This is a genomic window from Streptomyces sp. NPDC014995 (genome assembly GCF_043080745.1).
Classification (GTDB): Bacteria; Actinomycetota; Actinomycetes; order Streptomycetales; family Streptomycetaceae; genus Streptomyces.
Map to the genome: position 1 here is coordinate 315,956 of NZ_JBIBVX010000006.1, position 17,948 is coordinate 333,903.

14 protein-coding genes are annotated in these 17,948 nt (G+C 72.2%); 8 read left to right on the forward strand and 6 right to left on the reverse strand.

Annotated features, from left to right (window positions below; translation table 11 throughout):
- Positions 1–8: 8 nt before the first annotated feature.
- Together ACF1A1_RS15080 and ACF1A1_RS15085 are read right to left on the reverse strand one after the other, a co-directional pair.
- A complete protein-coding gene (locus tag ACF1A1_RS15080; protein WP_392000022.1) occupies positions 9–767 on the reverse strand; it encodes an IclR family transcriptional regulator in 759 nt (252 codons plus the stop codon).
- A complete protein-coding gene (locus ACF1A1_RS15085) occupies positions 764–1,843 on the reverse strand; it encodes a sugar kinase (protein ID WP_392000024.1) in 1,080 nt (359 codons plus the stop codon). Before ACF1A1_RS15085 ends, ACF1A1_RS15080 begins: the two co-directional genes overlap by 4 nt.
- Before the next feature lie 145 nt (positions 1,844–1,988).
- On the opposite strand from ACF1A1_RS15085, the gene ACF1A1_RS15090 reads away from it, so the two are divergent.
- Complete coding sequence (locus tag ACF1A1_RS15090; protein ID WP_392000026.1) at positions 1,989–3,278, forward strand: amino acid deaminase; 1,290 nt, start codon at positions 1,989–1,991, stop codon at positions 3,276–3,278.
- 115 nt (positions 3,279–3,393) lie between these two features.
- The gene (locus tag ACF1A1_RS15095; protein WP_392000027.1) at positions 3,394–5,001 is read left to right on the forward strand and encodes an amidohydrolase family protein; all 1,608 of its coding nucleotides are present in this window, start codon (positions 3,394–3,396) and stop codon (positions 4,999–5,001) included.
- A 13-nt stretch (positions 5,002–5,014) separates the two neighbouring features.
- On the opposite strand, the gene ACF1A1_RS15100 is transcribed toward ACF1A1_RS15095, so the two are convergent.
- Both ACF1A1_RS15100 and ACF1A1_RS15105 read right to left on the reverse strand, forming a co-directional pair.
- Positions 5,015–5,932: a serine protease gene (locus ACF1A1_RS15100; RefSeq protein WP_392000029.1), complete on the reverse strand. Its 918-nt coding sequence runs from the start codon at positions 5,930–5,932 to the stop codon at positions 5,015–5,017.
- Positions 5,933–6,213: 281 nt separating this feature from the next.
- A complete protein-coding gene (locus ACF1A1_RS15105) occupies positions 6,214–6,858 on the reverse strand; it encodes a hypothetical protein (protein ID WP_392000031.1) in 645 nt (214 codons plus the stop codon).
- A 125-nt stretch (positions 6,859–6,983) separates the two neighbouring features.
- Between ACF1A1_RS15105 and ACF1A1_RS15110 the strand changes: the two genes are divergently transcribed.
- Entirely contained in the window at positions 6,984–8,195 is a 1,212-nt protein-coding gene (locus ACF1A1_RS15110; protein ID WP_392000033.1) for a pyridoxal phosphate-dependent aminotransferase, read from the forward strand.
- A gap of 115 nt (positions 8,196–8,310) precedes the next feature.
- Positions 8,311–8,739 carry a hypothetical protein gene (locus tag ACF1A1_RS15115; RefSeq protein WP_392000034.1) on the forward strand — a complete coding sequence of 143 codons (429 nt, stop codon included), beginning with the start codon at positions 8,311–8,313 and terminating at the stop codon, positions 8,737–8,739.
- 746 nt (positions 8,740–9,485) lie between these two features.
- On the opposite strand, the gene ACF1A1_RS15120 is transcribed toward ACF1A1_RS15115, so the two are convergent.
- On the reverse strand, positions 9,486–11,309 hold the full coding sequence (locus ACF1A1_RS15120; protein ID WP_392000036.1) for a phosphoenolpyruvate carboxykinase (GTP): 1,824 nt from the start codon (positions 11,307–11,309) through the stop codon (positions 9,486–9,488).
- Positions 11,310–11,599: 290 nt separating this feature from the next.
- On the opposite strand from ACF1A1_RS15120, the gene ACF1A1_RS15125 reads away from it, so the two are divergent.
- The 4 genes from ACF1A1_RS15125 (at position 11,600) to ACF1A1_RS15140 (ending at position 15,421) form a co-directional block, all read left to right on the forward strand.
- Positions 11,600–12,313 (forward strand): hemolysin III family protein, encoded by a 714-nt coding sequence (locus ACF1A1_RS15125; protein ID WP_392000038.1) that lies wholly within the window; start codon positions 11,600–11,602, stop codon positions 12,311–12,313.
- A gap of 115 nt (positions 12,314–12,428) precedes the next feature.
- Entirely contained in the window at positions 12,429–14,021 is a 1,593-nt protein-coding gene (locus ACF1A1_RS15130; protein WP_392000040.1) for a DHA2 family efflux MFS transporter permease subunit, read from the forward strand.
- Positions 14,018–14,656: a TetR/AcrR family transcriptional regulator gene (locus tag ACF1A1_RS15135; RefSeq protein WP_392000042.1), complete on the forward strand. Its 639-nt coding sequence runs from the start codon at positions 14,018–14,020 to the stop codon at positions 14,654–14,656. The genes ACF1A1_RS15130 and ACF1A1_RS15135 overlap by 4 nt, the downstream gene beginning before the upstream one ends.
- 33 nt (positions 14,657–14,689) lie before the next feature.
- Positions 14,690–15,421, forward strand: coding sequence for a Mut7-C RNAse domain-containing protein (locus tag ACF1A1_RS15140; protein ID WP_392000044.1), 732 nt, complete (start codon positions 14,690–14,692; stop codon positions 15,419–15,421).
- 2 nt (positions 15,422–15,423) lie between these two features.
- Here the strand turns inward: ACF1A1_RS15140 and ACF1A1_RS15145 are convergent, their stop codons facing one another.
- A complete protein-coding gene (locus ACF1A1_RS15145) occupies positions 15,424–17,910 on the reverse strand; it encodes a galactose oxidase-like domain-containing protein (RefSeq protein ID WP_392000045.1) in 2,487 nt (828 codons plus the stop codon).
- Between the last annotated feature and the right edge of the window lie 38 nt (positions 17,911–17,948).

Sequence of the window (17,948 nt, forward strand, 5' to 3'; positions counted from 1 at the left end):
CCTGCGGTTCATACGGGGGTCACCGGCGTTCTGCCGGAGTACTCGCCGCTGATGTCGTCCGCCGTGCGGCGCACCTGCGGGAGGAGGGTGAGGAGTTCGTCGGCGGTGACGACGACGTTCGGCGCGGAGACCGACATCGCGGCGACCACCCGGCCGTCGGCGCCGCGGATCGGCGCGGCGACGCAGTTGATGGACTCCTCGTGGCCGCCGAGGTCGGTGGCCCAGCCCTGTTCGCGCACCTTGTCCAGCTCCCGCAGGAAGGCGGGGGCGTTGGGGGTGGAACGGGCGGTGTACAGGGGATAGTCGAGCTTCTCGGCGACCGCGCGCCGCTCGGGCCCGGGCAGGTCGGCGAGCAGCAGCTTGGCGACGGCGGCGACGGTGATGGCGACGGGCTTGCCGATCCGCGAGTACATCCGCACCGGGTACCGGCTCTCCACCTTGTCGATGTAGAGGACCTCGCCCTCCTCGTACACCGCGAGGTGGACGGTGTGTCCGCACCGCTCGTTCAGCCGCACCAGGTGGGGGTGGGCGATCTCGCGGATGTCGAGGTTCTCCATCGCCTCCTGGGCGAGGGCGAAGAGGCGGGCGCCGAGACGGTAGCGCTGGTCGGACTGGCGGTAGACGAGCCCGTGCTCGTGGAGGGTGCGCAGGAGGCGCAGGGCCGTGGACTTGTGGACGCCGAGGCGGTCGGCGACCCGTCCGAGGTCGGCGGGTCCCTCGGCGAGCAGCGGCAGGATGCTCAGGGCGCGGTCGACGGTCTGGCTCATGGGGTGCGTACCTCCTCCTCGGCCCGGTGCGCGGCCGGGGTGGTCCAGCCGGGGCCGAGTCGAAGTGTCCCCCACGCCTCGTCGTCGAGGGCGGCCAGACGGTCGGCGTGGTCACGGGTGGGCGGTGCGGCGAGGTCGCCGGGGGCGGTGAGGGCCGCGGCGGCCGTGAGGTGGCCGTGGCGCAGGCGGTCGCGGACGGGGAGGTCGCGCAGGGTGGCGGAGAGGAACCCGGCGGCGAAGGCGTCACCGGCGCCGACGGCGGCGACGACGTCGACGCGCAGGGCGGGCACGACGGTGGCGGTGCCGTGGGCGTCCCCCGGACCGTGGGCGTCGGCGTCCTTGGTGAACGCGACGGCTCCACCCCCGCCCTGCTTGACGACCACGAGGTCCGGCTCGGGCAGCGCGCCCGCGACGGCGCCCGCGCCGTGCAGCCCCCAGGCGGCCCGTGCCTCGTCGGCGCCGACGAAGACGAGGTCGGCCCGGCGGGCGAGGTCGAGCAGGACGCGGGGGCCGTCGGCGTCGCGCCACAGCCCCGGCCGGTGGTTGACGTCGAAGGAGACGAGCGGCCGCCCCGGCCGGGGCTCGGTCAGCTCCCACAGGAGGTCGAGGCAGTCGCCGGACAGCGCCGCCGTGATCCCGGACAGATGCAGCACGCGGCCCGCGTACACCGCCTCCAGGTCCACGTTCCCCGACGACATCACCGAGGCCGCCGAACCGGCCCGGTAGTACGCCACCTCGTGGGTGTCGGTGGCCCGGTCCCCGGCGGTGCGGAAGTAGACGCCGGTCGGCCGCGCGGGGTCGCGCCGGACGGCCGAGACGTCGACGCCGTGGCCGCCGATCGCCTCGACCAGGTGGTCGCCGAACCCGTCGGCGCCGACCCTGCCGACCCACCTGGCCGAGTGACCGGCGGCGGCCAGCGTGCAGGCCACGTTGGACTCGGCGCCGCCGATGGCCCGGTCGAAGGAGGGGACGTCGGCGAGGCGGCCCGGCCGGGAGGGCAGGAAGGTGACCATGGACTCGCCGAGCGCGACGACGTCCACGACGCCGGGGGCATCGCGGGGCCCGGTGGTGGTCACGATGGTCGTAGCTCCCCGTCTCGGCCGGTCCGGTGCGGGGGTGGCGGCTCCGTTGACCCCGCGTTGGCGGAGATGTTAGACAGCACCGAGCGATATACGCAATGACCATTGCATATAACACAACGCTCCACTTCAGGAGGCTCGCATGGCCTGGGAAGCAGACACCGACACCGGCTCGGAAGCCCTCGCGCGGCTCGCCGAGGAGCGCGTCGACCACCGTTTCAAGGGCCTCCCGCCGGACGCCGACGGGCTCACGGTCGGGGAACTGGCCGCCCAGCGCCGCAACCTCTTCACCGGAGGCTTCACCACCCCCGTCCTCGCCCTCTCCGCGGAGCGCCTGGAGCACAACCTGGAGCTGATGGAGACGTACGCGACCCGCCACGGCCTGGCCTTCGCCCCGCACGGCAAGACCTCCATGGCCCCGCAGCTCTTCCGGCGCCAGATCGACCGCGGCGCGTGGGGCATCACCGTCGCGGTCCCGCACCAGGTACGGGTGGCGCTGGCCTACGGCATCCGGCGGATCTTCCTCGCGAACGAGGTCGTGGACCCGGCGGCCCTGCGCTGGATCTCCGCCCGGCTCGACGCCGACGACGCCTTCCGCCTCGTCTGTTACGTCGACTCCGTGCGCGGGGTGGAGCTGATGGACGCGGCCCTGCGCGGGGCGGCCCGTCCGCTGGACGTGGTCGTGGAGCTGGCCGCCGGCGAGGGCGCCCGCACCGGGGTCCGCACGGAGGCGGAGTGCGCGGCGGTCGCGGACGCGGTGGCCGCCGTGCCGACCCTGCGGCTGGTGGGCGTGGCGGGCTACGAGGGCGAGATCCCGCAGGCCGACCCCGGACGCGTGCGGGCCTGGCTGCGCCGGCTGGTCGCCCTGGCCGTCGGCCTCGACGAGGCGGGGCGGTTCGCGGGCGTCGAGGAGATCGTCGTCAGCGCGGGCGGCAGCGCCTGGTTCGACGCGGTCGCCGACGTCTTCGCCGAGATCCCCGGCCTCTCGGTCCCGGTGCTGAAGCTGCTGCGCTCGGGTGCGTACGTCTCGCACGACGACGGCCACTACCGCAAGCTCACGCCCTTCAACCGCGTCCCCGAGGAGGGCGCCCTGGAGCCGGCGTTCCGCCTGTGGACCCAGGTGGTCTCCCGCCCCTCCCCGGAGCAGGCCTTCGTCAACGCGGGCAAGCGCGACGCGGCCTACGACCTGGACCTGCCGTTCGCCCAGGTGGTCCGCCGGGACGGCACGGAACGCCCCGCCACCGGCGTCTCGGTCACCGCCCTGTCCGACCAGCACGCCTGGCTGCGCACGACCGGCGAGGCGGACCTGGAGGTCGGCGACTGGGTCGGCCTGGGACTGTCCCACCCGTGCACGTCCTTCGACAAGTGGCCGCTGATCCCGCTGGCCGAGGCGGACGGCACGGTCGTCGACTACATCCGCACGTTCTTCTAGAACCCGCGGGAAGTCCGACGGGGAACCCGACGGGAAGCGCGAGGGGACACCCGGCGGCAAGCCCGGCGGGAAGTCCGACAAGGCGGACCGGCATGGAAGACCAGGAGGGACCGGCATGGAAGACCTCGTAATCCGGGACGCGGACGTCGTCGACGGCACCGGCGGACCGTCGTACCGCGCCGACGTGGTGATCGACGACGGCAGGATCGTCGCGATCGTCCAGGAGGCCGCGGCGGCGGGCTGTCAACGTCCGAGGGCGACACGGGAGGTGGACGCCGAGGGCCTGGTCCTCTCCCCCGGCTTCATCGACATGCACGCCCACAGCGACCTCGCCCTCCTGCGCGACCCCGACCACAGCGCGAAGGCCGCGCAGGGCGTGACGCTCGAAGTCCTGGGCCAGGACGGCCTGTCGTACGCCCCGGTCGACGACCGCACGCTCGACGGGGTGCGGCGGGCGATCGCCGGCTGGAACGGCTACGGCGACGACGTCGACTTCGACTGGCGGTCGGTGGGCGAGTACCTGGACCGCCTGGACCGGGGCATCGCGGTCAACGCGGCCTATCTGGTGCCCCAGGGCACCGTCCGCGCGCTCGCCGTCGGCTGGGAGGACCGGGAGGCGACACCCGAAGAACTGGACCGGATGCGGCGGTTGGTCGCCGAGGGGCTGGAGCAGGGCGCGGTCGGCATGTCCTCCGGGCTCACCTACCCGCCCGGCATGTACGCCGGGGACGCCGAACTGACCGAGTTGTGCCGGGTGGTGGCGTCGTTCGGCGGCTACTACTGCCCGCACCACCGCTCCTACGGCGCGGGGGCCCTGGAGGCGTACGCGGAGATGGTGGCGCTGGCCCGGGAGGCGGGCTGCCCGCTCCATCTCACCCACGCCACGATGAACTTCGGCGTGAACGAGGGCCGCGCCCCCGAGCTGCTGGCCCTCCTCGACGACGCGCTGGCCGCGGGCGCCGACATCACCCTCGACACCTACCCCTACACCCCTGGCTGCACCACACTGGCCGCCCTGCTGCCGGGCTGGGCGAGCGAGGGCGGCCCCGAGGAGATCCTGCGGCGGCTGACGGACGAGGAGGCCGCCGAGCGGATCCGCCACCACCTGGAGGTCGTCGGCTCGGACGGCTGCCACGGCGTGCCCGTCGAGTGGGACACGATCGAGATCTCGGGCGTCGGCAACCCCGCCCTCGGCGCGTACGTGGGCCGCACGGTCCAGGAGTCGGCGGACCTGCGCGACGAGGCTCCCTGGGCCACGGCCCGCCGCCTCCTGCTGGAGGACCGGCTGGCCCCCACGATCCTCCAGCACGTGGGCCACGAGGAGAACGTGCGGGCCATCATGGGCCACCGGGTCCACACCGGCGGCTCGGACGGCATCCTCCGGGGCGCCAAGCCGCACCCGCGGGCGTACGGCACCTTCCCGCACTATCTCGGCCGCTATGTGCGGGAGTTGGAGGTGCTGTCGCTGGAGGAGTGCGTCGCCCACCTCACGGGACGCCCGGCGGCCCGGCTGCGGCTGCCGGACCGCGGGCTGGTCCGCGAGGGGTACCGGGCCGACCTGGTCCTGTTCGATCCGCGGACGGTCGCGGCGGGCTCCACCTACGACGCCCCGCGCACGCCGCCCACCGGCATCCCGTACGTCCTGGTCGACGGCCGGTTCGTGATCGAGGACGGGCGGCGGACGGACGTGCTGGCGGGGCGGGCGGTGCGCAGGACCCCGTAGGCCCTCGGCCCGGTTACGGCTTGGGCAGGGTGCAGCCGGCGGCGCTGAGGTTCAGCTGGTTGCGGGTCGTGAAGCAGGCCGGGAACTGGTAGGTCTGCTGCGCGTAGTTGATGCCCTGGCGGACGGTGACGTTGCCGCCGGCGTCGATCTCGCAGGGGTTGTTCACCGTGCAGCTCTGGCCGTCCTCGTTGCCGGTGTTGTTCACGGCGACGACGTTGCCGGTGGCCTGGTCGATGACCGGTGAGCCCGAGGTGCCGCCGATGGTCTGGCAGGCGGAGGTGTAGCGGACCGAGTCCTTCCAGGTCCAGTCGCCCTCCTTCATCCGGTACACGAACCCGTCGATGTTGCAGCTGTAGAGCCGCTTCCAGTAGCCGGAGGCGACGGTGATCGCGGTGCCGACGGTGGGGTGCGTGTTCTGCACGGTGAGCGGGCTGATGCCGTAGGAGCTCCGGATGGCCCCGTAGGTGGTGGTGAGCTGGTAGATCGTGGCGTCCGTGTCGGTCATCGTCGAGTAGGCGATCTTGCTGGCCCGCAGGGTCGCGACGCGGGTGCCGGCGGAGTTGAGCAGGCCGAAGGTGCGGCTGGACGCCCGGTTGACGATCACCTCGCCGGGCTCCGGGAACCCGGTCTCCAGGCAGTGGCCGTTGGTCAGCACGAGCGCCGGGTCGGTGTCGAGGGAGTTCGGGAAGCGCACGACGGACCCGGAACAGTTGCTCAGCGCGACGGTCCCGGCGAGGGTGACGGCCTGGAGCGTCGGCGACGCGGCCTTGGCGTCGGCCTTCGCTGCGCCCGCCTTCAGCGCGTCGGCCTTCAGCGCGTCCGCCTTCTCCGTGGCCGCCGGAGCCGCGGTCACGGGCGCCGCGACCGCGGGTGCCGCGCCCGCTCCGGCGATCGCCAGGGCGAAGAACGCGGCAACGAGAGGCTTTCTCATGTGGGGGTCCCCTCTTACGACGAGGCGACCGGAGATCTTCCGGCCGCCCGCTGATTTGTCATGCGCATTGTCAGTGCAGAGAGGGGAGAGAACAAGCAGTGCTTTTCAGCCGGGGAGGGCGGGCGCGTTCCGGCAGGACGCGTTCCGGCAGGACGCGTTCCGGCAGTACGCGACCCGGCAGGACGCGACCCGGCAGGGCGCGACCGGCCACCCGCGCGGGTCCGCCGCCCCGTCGCGGAACCCCCGGCGCGGCAGGCGCCACCCCGGGAGGCGTCACCCGCCTACCGAGGCCCTTTGGAAGCCCCCGGCCCGCGCCCCTTGCCGTTCTCCTTGGCGGAGGACTCCGGCGAGGACTGCGGGGATGCCTCGGCGGACGTCACGGCAGCCGACGGGGACAGCGTGGCCACCGTGGCCGACGGCGTGGCCGCGGGCGCCGAGGACACCGTGGCCCCCGCCGAAGGGGCCGCGCCCGCCCCGGAGGACGCGCCCGCCGTCGACGCCGCGCCAGCGCTCGCGGAACCGGACACGGACGGGGACACCGGCTCCCCGGAGCCGGCCGGCCCGGCGGGCTCCGACCGCGCGCCCCCCTGCTTCTCCTGCCGGCCGCCGTCCTCGGAGGACCCGGAGAAGGCCAGCCCCGCGACCACCGCGGCCAGGGACACGGCCCCCACCGCCCCGACGGCCATCGCCACCCGGCGCGGCCTACGGGCGGCACGGCGCCGGTCCGCGCGCCCGCCGCCGGGCATGTCCGGATACGGCCCCCGCGACACCCGGGGCAGCTCCGTCGTCTCGTCGTACGCGTTCTCCCACCCGTGGGCGGCCGCCGGATCGGCGTACTCCTCGTACGACGACGGGTCGGTCGCGGCGTACGGGAGGTACACGTTCGGCTGCACCTCGGGCACCGCACTCTCACCTGACCTGGACATGGCCGCGGATTGTAGATACCCGTGGGACGCCTGGGACAGCGGACGGCGATAACCACCCAAACCGCGCGTCTCACGTGGCGGAAAACACCCCCCGGGAGGCGTTACCGAGCCGTAAGCTCCCAGACATGCAGGTGATCCAGTCGACCAAGCTCGCCAATGTCTGTTACGAGATCCGGGGTCCGGTTCTCGAGGAGGCGATGCGCCTGGAAGCGGCGGGACACCGCATCCTCAAGCTGAACACCGGGAATCCGGCCGCGTTCGGCTTCGACTGCCCGCCGGAGATCCTGGAGGACATCCTCCGCAACGTCTCCTCGGCGCACGGCTACGGCGACGCCAAGGGCCTGCTGGCCGCGCGCCGGGCGGTCGTCATGCACAATCAGACCCTGGGCATCGAGACGGACGTCGAGCACGTCTTCATCGGCAACGGCGTCTCCGAGCTGATCGTGATGGCGATGCAGGGCCTGCTGGACGACGGGGACGAGGTCCTCGTACCGGCCCCCGACTACCCGCTGTGGACGGCCGCCGTCTCCCTCTCCGGCGGCACGGCGGTCCACTACCGCTGCGACGAGCAGTCGGACTGGATGCCGGACCTCGCGGACGTCGAGCGCAAGGTCACCGACCGCACCAAGGCCATCGTCATCATCAACCCGAACAACCCCACGGGCGCGGTGTACGACGAGGCGATGGTGCGGGGCCTCACGGACATCGCCCGCCGCCACAACCTGCTGGTCTGCTCCGACGAGATCTACGACAAGATCCTCTACGACGGCGCCCGGCACACCCCGACCGCCTCGGTCGCCCCGGACCTGCTGACCCTCACCTTCAACGGCATGTCGAAGGCGTACCGGGTGGCCGGCTACCGGGTCGGCTGGATGTCGATCTCCGGCCCGCGCGCCCACGCCGACTCCTACATCGAGGGTCTGACGATCCTGGCGAACATGCGGCTGTGCGCGAACATGCCGGGCCAGCACGGCGTTGTGGCCGCGCTGAGCGGACGGCAGACCATCAACGACCTGGTGCTGCCCGGCGGGCGGCTCAAGGAGCAGATGGACACCGCGTACGAGCTGCTGACGCAGATCCCGGGCGTGACGTGCGTACGGCCGAAGGGGGCGCTGTACCTCTTCCCGCGGCTGGACCCGACGGTGTTCAAGATCAGGGACGACCGGCGGATGGTCCTGGACCTGCTGCGGCGGGAGAAGATCATGGTGGTCCAGGGCACCGGCTTCAACTGGCCGGAGCCGGACCACTTCCGGGTGGTGACCCTGCCGACGGTGACGGATCTCCGGGACGCCGTGGGCCGTATCGGGCGCTTCCTGGACGGCTACAGCCAGCACTGACGTCACCGCGACGCTCACGGCCGGTGATGGACCGGTCCCGGTTTTGCGATCGGCTCAACTTTAGACGAAATCTAAGCTAGGATGGTTTCCTGTCAGAGCACGGGAGGCCATCCTCATGTACGAACCGATCCGTACCAAGTCGGTCCACAGCACGATGGCCGGCACCACCTCCGACTTCCCCCACCGGTCCCGCGAGGAGGAGCTGGACATCCAGCTCGCGGGGCATCTCGCGGCACTGCTCGCCGTCACCGACGAGCTGCGCGCGCCGGCACCGTCCACCGACCTGGACACCGCGGCCGAACGGCTCGCGCAGCAGGTGGCCCGGCTGCGGGGAGGACGGACGCCGGTCCGTACGACCCCGACCGTCAACCGGTCCGAGCCGCCCCTGGCGGCCCTCCACGAGCGGGCGCACACCCTGGCGGGCCGCGCGCTCGTCGTCGCGGCGTCCCGCGCGGACACGGCGGCGGCGATCCTGGCGGCGGAGCGCATGGACGCGCACGCCGCCGCGCTGGCGGAGCACAAGGAGCTGAGCGCCGCCGGCTGACCCCTCCCGGGGTCCCGTGAACGGCCCCGGTCCGCGTGCACCCGCAGCGACGCGCGGACCGGGCGCCCTACACCGCGCCGACTCGAACGGCGCGCCGACCGCACCCTCGTCGGCCGGCGCCCGCGCGGCCGCGACGCCCACGCGGGGCGGGCTCCGGACCCGCCGGACCGCGTCGGAGCGACCCGCGACGAGCCGGCACCGGCCCGCGGAGATCCTGGTCCCGCCCGGCGGTCATCGACCGGGTCTCGTCCTCGAAGAAGGCGGCCGGCTCCGTGAACGGGCCGCCGCCCGCGTGCCGCGTCGTCGGGCAGCGAAGGACCACGGGGTGCGAGCCGTACCGGCCCGATCGCCGGGCGGGACGGCCGAACCGCCCGACGAGCAGCCCGAACGCCGTGCGGCGAGTCACCGCCACGGTGACGGCCACGACCACGGCCTGCACCGCCGCGCACTGCGCGAAGGCGCCGGCCGCACGCCCCCGCCCGGGCCGGGTCGCCGTCACGGCGGACGGGAACCCCGCGCCGGCGGCCGACGACCAGCACCACCCGGCCACCCCACCACGCTCCCGCACAGGCGAAGGCCCGCCGTCACCGGGCCGTCGGGGCGGACGGTCCGGGGACGGCGGGCCCAGAGCTCCTCACGCCGTTGTGCGGAGCCTCGCCGGTCCTTGGTGCTCACCGCGGCCGGCCGTGACGATGTTGCTGGTCAGGGCACGATCGGAGCCGGCCGCGGCGTCTTGGGGGGCTTGCTCAGCCCAGGCGCTCCACCAGCGCGCGGTACTCGTCCCACAGCTCCTTGGGCGTGTGGTCGCCGAAGGTGTTGAGGTGCTCGGGGACCAGGGCGGCCTCCTCACGCCACACGTCCTTGTCGACGGTGAGCAGGAAGTCCAGGTCGGAGTCGGACAGGTCGAGACCGTCGGTGTCGAGGGCCTCCCTGGTCGGCAGGATGCCGATCGGGGTCTCGACGCCCTCCGCCTTGCCCTCCAGGCGCTCCACGATCCACTTCAGCACGCGGCTGTTCTCGCCGAAGCCGGGCCAGACGAACGCGCCCTCGTCGTTCTTCCGGAACCAGTTGACGTAGTAGATCTTCGGCAGCTTCGCCGGGTCCTTGTCCTTGGCGACGTCGATCCAGTGGCCCATGTAGTCGCCCATGTTGTAGCCGCAGAACGGCAGCATGGCGAACGGGTCGCGGCGCAGCTCGCCGACCTTGCCCTCGGCCGCGGCGGTCTTCTCGGAGGCCACGTTGGCGCCGAGGAACACACCGTGGTTCCAGTCGAAGGACTCCGTCACCAGCGGTACGGCGGTGGCCCGGCGCCCGCCGAAGAGGATCGCCGAGATCGGCACGCCCCGGGGGTCCTCCCACTCGGGCGCGATGATCGGGCACTGGGACGCCGGGACGGTGAAGCGGGCGTTCGGGTGGGCGGCCGGGGTGCCGGACTGCGGCGTCCAGTCGTTGCCCTTCCAGTCCGTCAGGTGGGCCGGAGTCTCCTCCGTCATGCCCTCCCACCAGATGTCGTTGTCGTCCGTGAGCGCCACGTTCGTGAAGACCGAGTTGCCCCACAGCGTCTTCATGGCGTTGGCGTTGGTGTGCTCACCGGTGCCGGGCGCGACGCCGAAGAAGCCGGCCTCGGGGTTGATGGCGTACAGGCGGCCGTCCTCGCCGAAGCGCATCCAGGCGATGTCGTCGCCGATCGTCTCCACCGTCCAGCCGGAGATCGTCGGCTCCAGCATGGCGAGGTTCGTCTTTCCGCAGGCGCTCGGGAAGGCCGCGGCGACGTACTTGGACTCGCCCTGCGGCGGGGTCAGTTTGAGGATCAGCATGTGCTCGGCGAGCCAGCCCTCGTCGCGGGCCATGACGGAGGCGATGCGCAGGGCGTAGCACTTCTTGCCGAGCAGGGCGTTGCCGCCGTAGCCGGAGCCGTAGGACCAGATCTCGCGGGTCTCGGGGAAGTGGGAGATGTACTTGGTGCTGTTGCAGGGCCACGGGACGTCCTCCTGGCCCTCCTCCAGCGGCGCCCCGAGCGTGTGCACGGCACGCACGAAGAAGCCGTCGGAGCCCAGTTCGTCCAGCACCGGCCGGCCCATCCGGGTCATGGTGCGCATGGACACGGCGACGTAGGCGGAGTCGGTGATCTCGACGCCGATCGCGGAGAGGTCCGAGCCGAGCGGGCCCATGCAGAACGGGACGACGTACATCGTCCGGCCGCGCATCGAGCCGCGGAAGACGCCCTTCTCGCCCTGGAAGATCTCCCGCATCTCCGCGGGGGCCTTCCAGTGGTTGGTCGGGCCCGCGTCCTCCTCCTTCTCGGAGCAGATGAAGGTGCGGTCCTCGACCCGGGCGACATCGGTCGGATCGGAGGCCGCGTAGTACGAGTTGGGGCGCTTGATCGGGTCGAGTTTCCGGAAGGTGCCCTTCTCGACCAGCTCCTCGCACAGGCGCTGGTACTCGGCCTCGGATCCGTCACACCAGACCACGTTGTCCGGCTGGGTCAGTTCGGCGATCTCGTTGACCCACGAGATCAGTTCCTGGTGCTGGGTGGGGATGACGGGGGGAGCCGCGATGTCGCGCGCCACGATCGCTCCTAGGTGAGGGTTTTGTCCTTGTCTGCCCCGTGGGGGCCGCGACCCGGATGCTTCGCAGCGAGCTGCTGAGCGCTCATCCGGTGCCGACCGCACTCATTTGATCATCCGACGTGTCGGCGCATCTGTCCAGAGGAGGTCACAGATGAGCGGCGTGAGGCTCGCCACGTGGACCCACGGGCACTCTCGCGGGTAGCCGGCCGACCGTGAGAGGATGGCCACTCCTGGCCCCCATCTCGCCCTGTCGAGCCGTAACTTACGGTTCCGTAGGTACGATGCGGGACATGACTGCGTCCGCCCCCGACGCGCGTACGGAGACTCCGGCCGCCGGCCAGGGTCCTGTCGCGCTCTCCCTGCCGCATCCGGTCAAACCCAAACTCCGCGGCTGGCTGCATCTCGGCATGTTCCCGGCCGCCCTCATCGCGGGCCTCGTGCTCACCGCGCTCGCCGACTCCCCGCGCGGCCGCCTGGCCTGCGGCATCTACGCCCTGACCGCGTGCCTGCTGTTCGGCGTGAGCGCGCTGTACCACCGGGGCGACTGGAGTCCGCGCATGGACGGCATCCTGCGCCGGCTCGACCACGCCAACATCTTCCTGATCATCGCGGGCACCTACACCCCGCTGACCATGCTGCTCCTGCCCGGAGCCAAGGGACAGTGGCTGCTGTGGGGCATCTGGGCCGCCGCGGCGGCAGGCATCGTCTTCCGGGTGTTCTGGGTGGGCGCCCCGCGCTGGCTGTACACCCCGTGCTACATCGCGATGGGCTGGGCGGCCGTCTTCTTCCTGCCGGACTTCATGCGCACGGGCGGCATCACCGTCCTCGTCCTGGTGGTCGTGGGCGGTCTCCTCTACAGCGCGGGCGGCGTGATCTACGGCATCCAGCGCCCCAACCCCTCACCGCGGTGGTTCGGCTTCCACGAGGTCTTCCACTCCTTCACGCTGGCCGCGTTCGTCGTGCACTACGTCGGCATCTCGCTGGTGGCGTACCAGCACGCGTAGCCGCGCGCGGATCCCGTTCCCCCGCTCCTTCCTCCCGCTCATTCCAGGGCCACGGCTTTCGAGCCGTGGCCCTTTTTCTTGACAGCTGCAGGTTTATGACAGTTACTCTCATTTAATGGTTACTGCCACTTCACCCGATCCCCGCCGCTGGTGGGCCCTCGGCGCCCTCGTCGCGAGCATGCTGACGCTCGGCTTCGACATGACGATCCTCAACGTGGCGCTGCCGACGATGGCCGGACAGCTCGGCGCCGGCACCGGGGAACAGCAGTGGATGGCGGACGCGTACGTCGTCGTCTTCGCCGCGCTGATGCTCCCGGCGGGACTCCTCGGCGACCGGTTCGGACGGCGCCGGATGCTGATGACCGGGCTCGGCGTCTTCCTGGCCGGTTCGCTGGCGGGCACGCTGGCCGGCGACGTGGACGCCGTCATCGCGGCGCGCACCGTGATGGGCGTCGGCGCGGCGCTGGTCACGCCGCTCGCCCTGTCGGTCCTGCCCTCGCTGTTCGCGCCGGACGAGCGCACCAAGGCCGTCGGCATCGTCTCCGCCGGCTCGATGCTCGGCCTGCCGCTCGGTCCGATCATCGGCGGCTGGCTGCTCGACCACTTCTGGTGGGGCTCGGTCTTCCTCATCAACGTGCCGATGGCCGCGCTCGGCATCGCCGCCTGCGTCTTCCTGCTGCCCGAGACCCGCGACCCGGCCTCCCCCAGGGTCGACGCCCTCTCCACGGCGCTCACCGCCGCCGGGCTCGGCGCGCTCGTCTACGCGATCATCGAGGCGCCCGCCCGGGGCTGGACCGACCCCTTGGTGCCGGCCCTGTCCGGCGCGGCCGTCGTCCTGATCGCCGCGCTGGTGCTGCGCGAACGGCGGTCGGCGCGGCCCATGCTCGACATGACCCTGCTCGCCCGCCGCGGCTTCCTGTTCAACACGCTCGCGGCGACCCTGGTGATGTTCGTCCTGTCCGGCCTGATGTTCGTCCTGCCGCCGTACCTCCAGGCCGTCCTCGGCCACGACGCCCTCGGCACCGGGGTGCGGCTGCTGCCGATGATGGGCGGCCTGCTGGTGGCCGCGCGGGCCGCCCAGCCCGTCGTCGCCCGGTTCGGGGCGCGGGCCGTGGTCGGCGCGGGCCTGGTCGTCCTGGCCTTCGCCGCGTTCCTGGGCAGCCGTACGACGGTGGAGTCCGGCTACGGCTTCACCGCGCTGTGGCTGTCCGTCGCCGGACTCGGCTGCGGCCTCTCGATCGTGCCCGCGATGACCGGCGCCCTGAGCACCCTGCCCGCCGACCGGGCCGGCAGCGGCTCCGGGCTGCTGATGACGCTGCGCCAGGTGGGCGGCGCGATCGGCATCGCCCTGCTCGGCAGCCTGCTCGCGGGCGCCTACCGCGACCGCCTGGACGTCAGCGGGCTGCCCGCGGGCGCCGCCGACACCGCCGGCGAGTCGGTGGTCGCCGCCCACCTCGTCGCGGGCCGGACCGGCCCGGCCGACCTCGCGGCCTCCGCGAACGGCGCGTACGTCCACGGCATGAGCCTCACCCTGCTGGTGTGCGGAACCGCCGCCCTGGTCGCCGCCCTGCTGACCGCCGCCCTCCTGCCGGGCACACCGCCGGCCGCCGCCGCCGAGGACCCGAGCGGACCACCGGCCACTGCCACTGCCACCGAGGACCCGAGCGGTCCGGCCGTGGTCACCCCTCGCGCCGATGCCCGACAATGACCAGCATGACGGCCGCACGTACCTCTTCCCCCGCCGACCGCCCCCAGCTCGGACTCCGCGAACGCAAGAAGATCAAGACCCGCGAGGCCATCCGCGCCGCGACCTACGCGCTGGTCGAGGAGCAGGGCTACGAGGCCACCACGATCGAGCAGATCGCCGACCGGGCCGAGGTGTCACCGTCGACCGTCTTCCGCTACTTCCCGACCAAGGAGGACATCGTCCTCACGGACGAGTACGACCCCGTCCTGGTCGAGGAACTGCGCTCCCGGCCCGCCGGCGAACCGTGGCCGGACAGTCTCCGGCACGTGATGCGCGAGGCCATCCGCACGGGCGTCGAGGGCGACATGGAGGTGGCCCGGCTGCGCACCCGGCTGATGGTCGAGGTCCCCGCGGTGCGCTCCCGGATGATGGAGAGCATGTCGGTCACCGGTCGCATGCTCTGCACCGCCATCGGCGAGCGCACCGGCCGCGACCCCGACAGCCTGGAGGTGCGGATCTACGCGATGTCCCTCATCGGCGGCCTGATGGAGACGTCCCTGTACTGGGCCGAGAGGGGCCACCAGGACGATTTCACCTCCCTCGTCGACCGCACCCTGTCGGTCCTCCAGCACGGTCTCCCCCGGGAAAACCCCTGAGGCGCCGCCGCTCCCGCGTGCCATCCTGACCGGGTGAGCACACCCGAGATCCACGTCGACGTCGCCCCCGAGCTGGCCCTGTTCGTTCCGCACGCCCGGCGCGGGGGCGCCCACGCCCTCGCCGTCGACGGGGTCTCCACCCTGGGCCATGTCGTCGAGTCCCTCGGCGTCCCGCTGACCGAGGTCGGCACGCTGGTCGTCGACGGCCGTGAGGTGCCCGTCTCGCACGTCCCGGCGCACGGCGAGTCGGTGAGCGTCCGCCCGGTCGAGCGCCCCCAGCGGGTCCCGGGCGCGCCGCTGCGCTTCCTCCTCGACGTCCACCTCGGCACCCTCGCCCGCCGGCTGCGGCTGCTCGGCGTGGACACGGCGTACGAGTCGACGGACATCGGCGATCCGGCGCTCGCGGCACGCTCGGCGGCCGAGCGGCGGGTCATGCTCAGCCGCGACCGGGGCCTGCTGCGCCGCCGCGAGCTGTGGGCCGGCGCGTTCGTCTACAGCACCCGGCCCGACGACCAACTCCGCGACGTCCTCGACCGGTTCGCGCCCGAGCTGCGCCCCTGGACGCGGTGCACCGCGTGCAACGGACTGCTGAAGGAGGCGAGCAAGGACGAGGTGGCGCACCAGCTGAAGCACGGCACGCAGCGGTCGTACGACGTGTTCGCGCAGTGCCGGGAGTGCGGGCGGGCGTACTGGAAGGGCGCGCACCACGAGCAGCTGGAGGCCATCGTGGAGCGCGCCCTGGAGGAGTTCGCGGGCGACCGCTAGTCCTACGTCCTCCTCACGTCGCCCTTTCCGCAGGCGATGCCGTCCTTGTTGCGGTCCAGGCCGTGGCGGTCACGGCCGCCGACCGGGAGGCCGGTGCCGTAGCCCTTCTTCTTGAGCCAGTCGCACCGCTCGGGGATCTTGTCCACCTTCTTCGGGAAGGTCCACGGCACGCACTGGCTGATGGTGCCGTAGGAGTGGTCGCAGCCGTCGAAGCCGGCGGGCATCTTGTGGCCCTTGTGCCCCTGGTGGTGCTGGACGTCGGTCCTGGCGGTGCTCTTCGGGCTCACCGTGCTCTTCTTGCTCGCCGGAACCTCGGTCAGGTCCTCCGCGAACTCCAGCACGCGGGCCTGGGCGACCTGCCCGTCGGCGCCGATCCGCACCCAGCGGGACACCGAGGGCACGCCGTTGGCGTCCACCACCGACAGCATGTACCAGCCGGGCGGTGCCAGGTTGGGGTTGCTGGTCAGACTGAGGTCGATGGTGTTGCCCTCGACCGTCATCGGCAGGTCGACATAGCGCTGGTTGGGGTCGGAGGAGTGGGTGATCGCGGCCGGACGGATCAGGGACGCCTTGACCACCGGCTTGTCGACCGTGATGCGCTGCGCGGTGCCGTACGCCCAGCTGGCGTTGGCCACCGAGGTGATCTTCGGCCGGGCGCCCTTGAAGAGGTACGGCGGCTTGTAGATCGACACCCGCTGGTCGAAGGAGCCGTCGCCCGGGTTGTCGCCGACGCTCAGGACACGGCCGTCGGGCAGCAGCAGGGACGAGGAGTGGTACGTCCGCGGGACCGGGTCGGTGGCCAGGCCCGGCTCGAACGTGTTGGTCGCCGGGTCGTACATCGAGGCCTCGAAGACGGGGTCCTCGCGGTAGGTGTGCAGGGCGCCGCCGGTCTCCAGGACCTTGCCGTCCGGGAGGATGACCGCCGAGACGTACACCTTGCCCTGGTCGCCGGTCTGCCGGGTGCCGTCCTGGTAGCGGCCCTGCGGCAGGTTCGGTCCGGGCACGTACTGCGGCGCGTCGGCCTTCATGTCGATGACGTCGACGAGCCGGTGCGCGTCGGGCGAGACGGTGTGGTTGCCGCCGCCGATGGTGATGACCCTCTGGTCCTGGGCGGGCGGCAGCAGCACCGACATGGACTGGTCCCGCTCGTCCTTCCTGCGCAGGCCGGGTACGTCGGCGATGGTGCCGGCGTCGTAGTCGTAGACGGAGGCGCCGGTGCCGGGCAGGCCGTTGCCGAAGACGTGGCTGCCGGTGTAGAAGAGGCGGCCGTCCTGGAGCAGGATCATCGACGGGTACAGGCCCCAGAAGGACCAGGCCTGCTTGGCCTCGCCGAGCGGCAGCCACTTGTTCTGGGCGTGGGAGAAGTGCTCGTTGACGACCGTGCCCGAGGAGTCCTCGGCGAGGCCGCCCAGCGAGATGACGTCACCGTTGCCCATCGCGGTCGCCGACGGGTACCAGTGGCCCGCCAGCATGTCGTTGACCTTGGTGTACTTGTTCTGCGCCGGGTCGAAGACGTAGCTGGACCTGAGGCCCTTGTAGCCGACGCTGCCGTCGGGTGCGGCGTAGTCCTTGTTGCCGCCCATGACCAGGACGCGGCCGTCGGGGAGCTGGACGTGTCCGGCGCAGAAGAAGTCCTCCGGCGTCGGGATGTCGGTGTAGGTGCCCGCCACCGGGTCGTATACCGAGGTCTTGAAGGTGCCGGCCTCGAACATGTCGAGGTCGTTGCCGGAGCCGGCGATCAGCAGGACCTTGCCGGTGTGCAGCAGCACCGAGTGGATCGCCCGGACCGGCGTCTTCGTGGTCTGGACGGTCCACTCGCCCTTGCACTGCGGTCCCGTGCCGCCCGTGGTGCAGGGGTCGGGGGCCGAGGGGACGGTGGCGTCGGTCATCGCGTAGTCGTCGGTGGTGAGGGTGCCCACGCCGTAGAGGGCGCCGCCCCAGGTGATCCGGTCGGTGTGGGGCGGGATCACCGGGGTGCGGACCTCGGTGCGGGCCCAGCCGGCCGACTGTTCCAGGGTCTTGAGGTCGGTCCAGTAGACCCAGCCCTGGATGGTGTCGTGGCGGAAGAGGGTGAAGGCCACGTTCGGCGTCGTCGACTTGTACCAGAACGACAGGTCGTACTGGTGGTCCGGAGTGACCTGCGGGGCGCAGGAGTTCTCCAGCATCATCGTCTTGCGGTCGCCGTCGGCGCGCCGGGTCAGCTCGATGCGGACGGCGCGGCTGCCGGAGTGGGCGTCGTCGGTGACGGTGAAGGTGTGGTCGTTGTCTCCCCAGCCCGACTTCTCGAAGCACTGCGGGAACTGGGAGGCTCCGTCGAGGATCTCCAGGCCCGGGTTCGTGACCAGGTTGGTGGCGGCGGTGGCGGGTTGGACGCCCAGCGGGCCGAGCCCGAGGGCGGCGGCGAAGAGCATGAGGGCGGTCAGCAGCAGGCGGGGCGTTCTGCCTCGTGGCAGTGGCCGGCGCCATGCTGGTCTTCGGGCTCCGTACATGTGGGTCCCCTTTTGCTCACGGGCCCCCGTCCGGGACG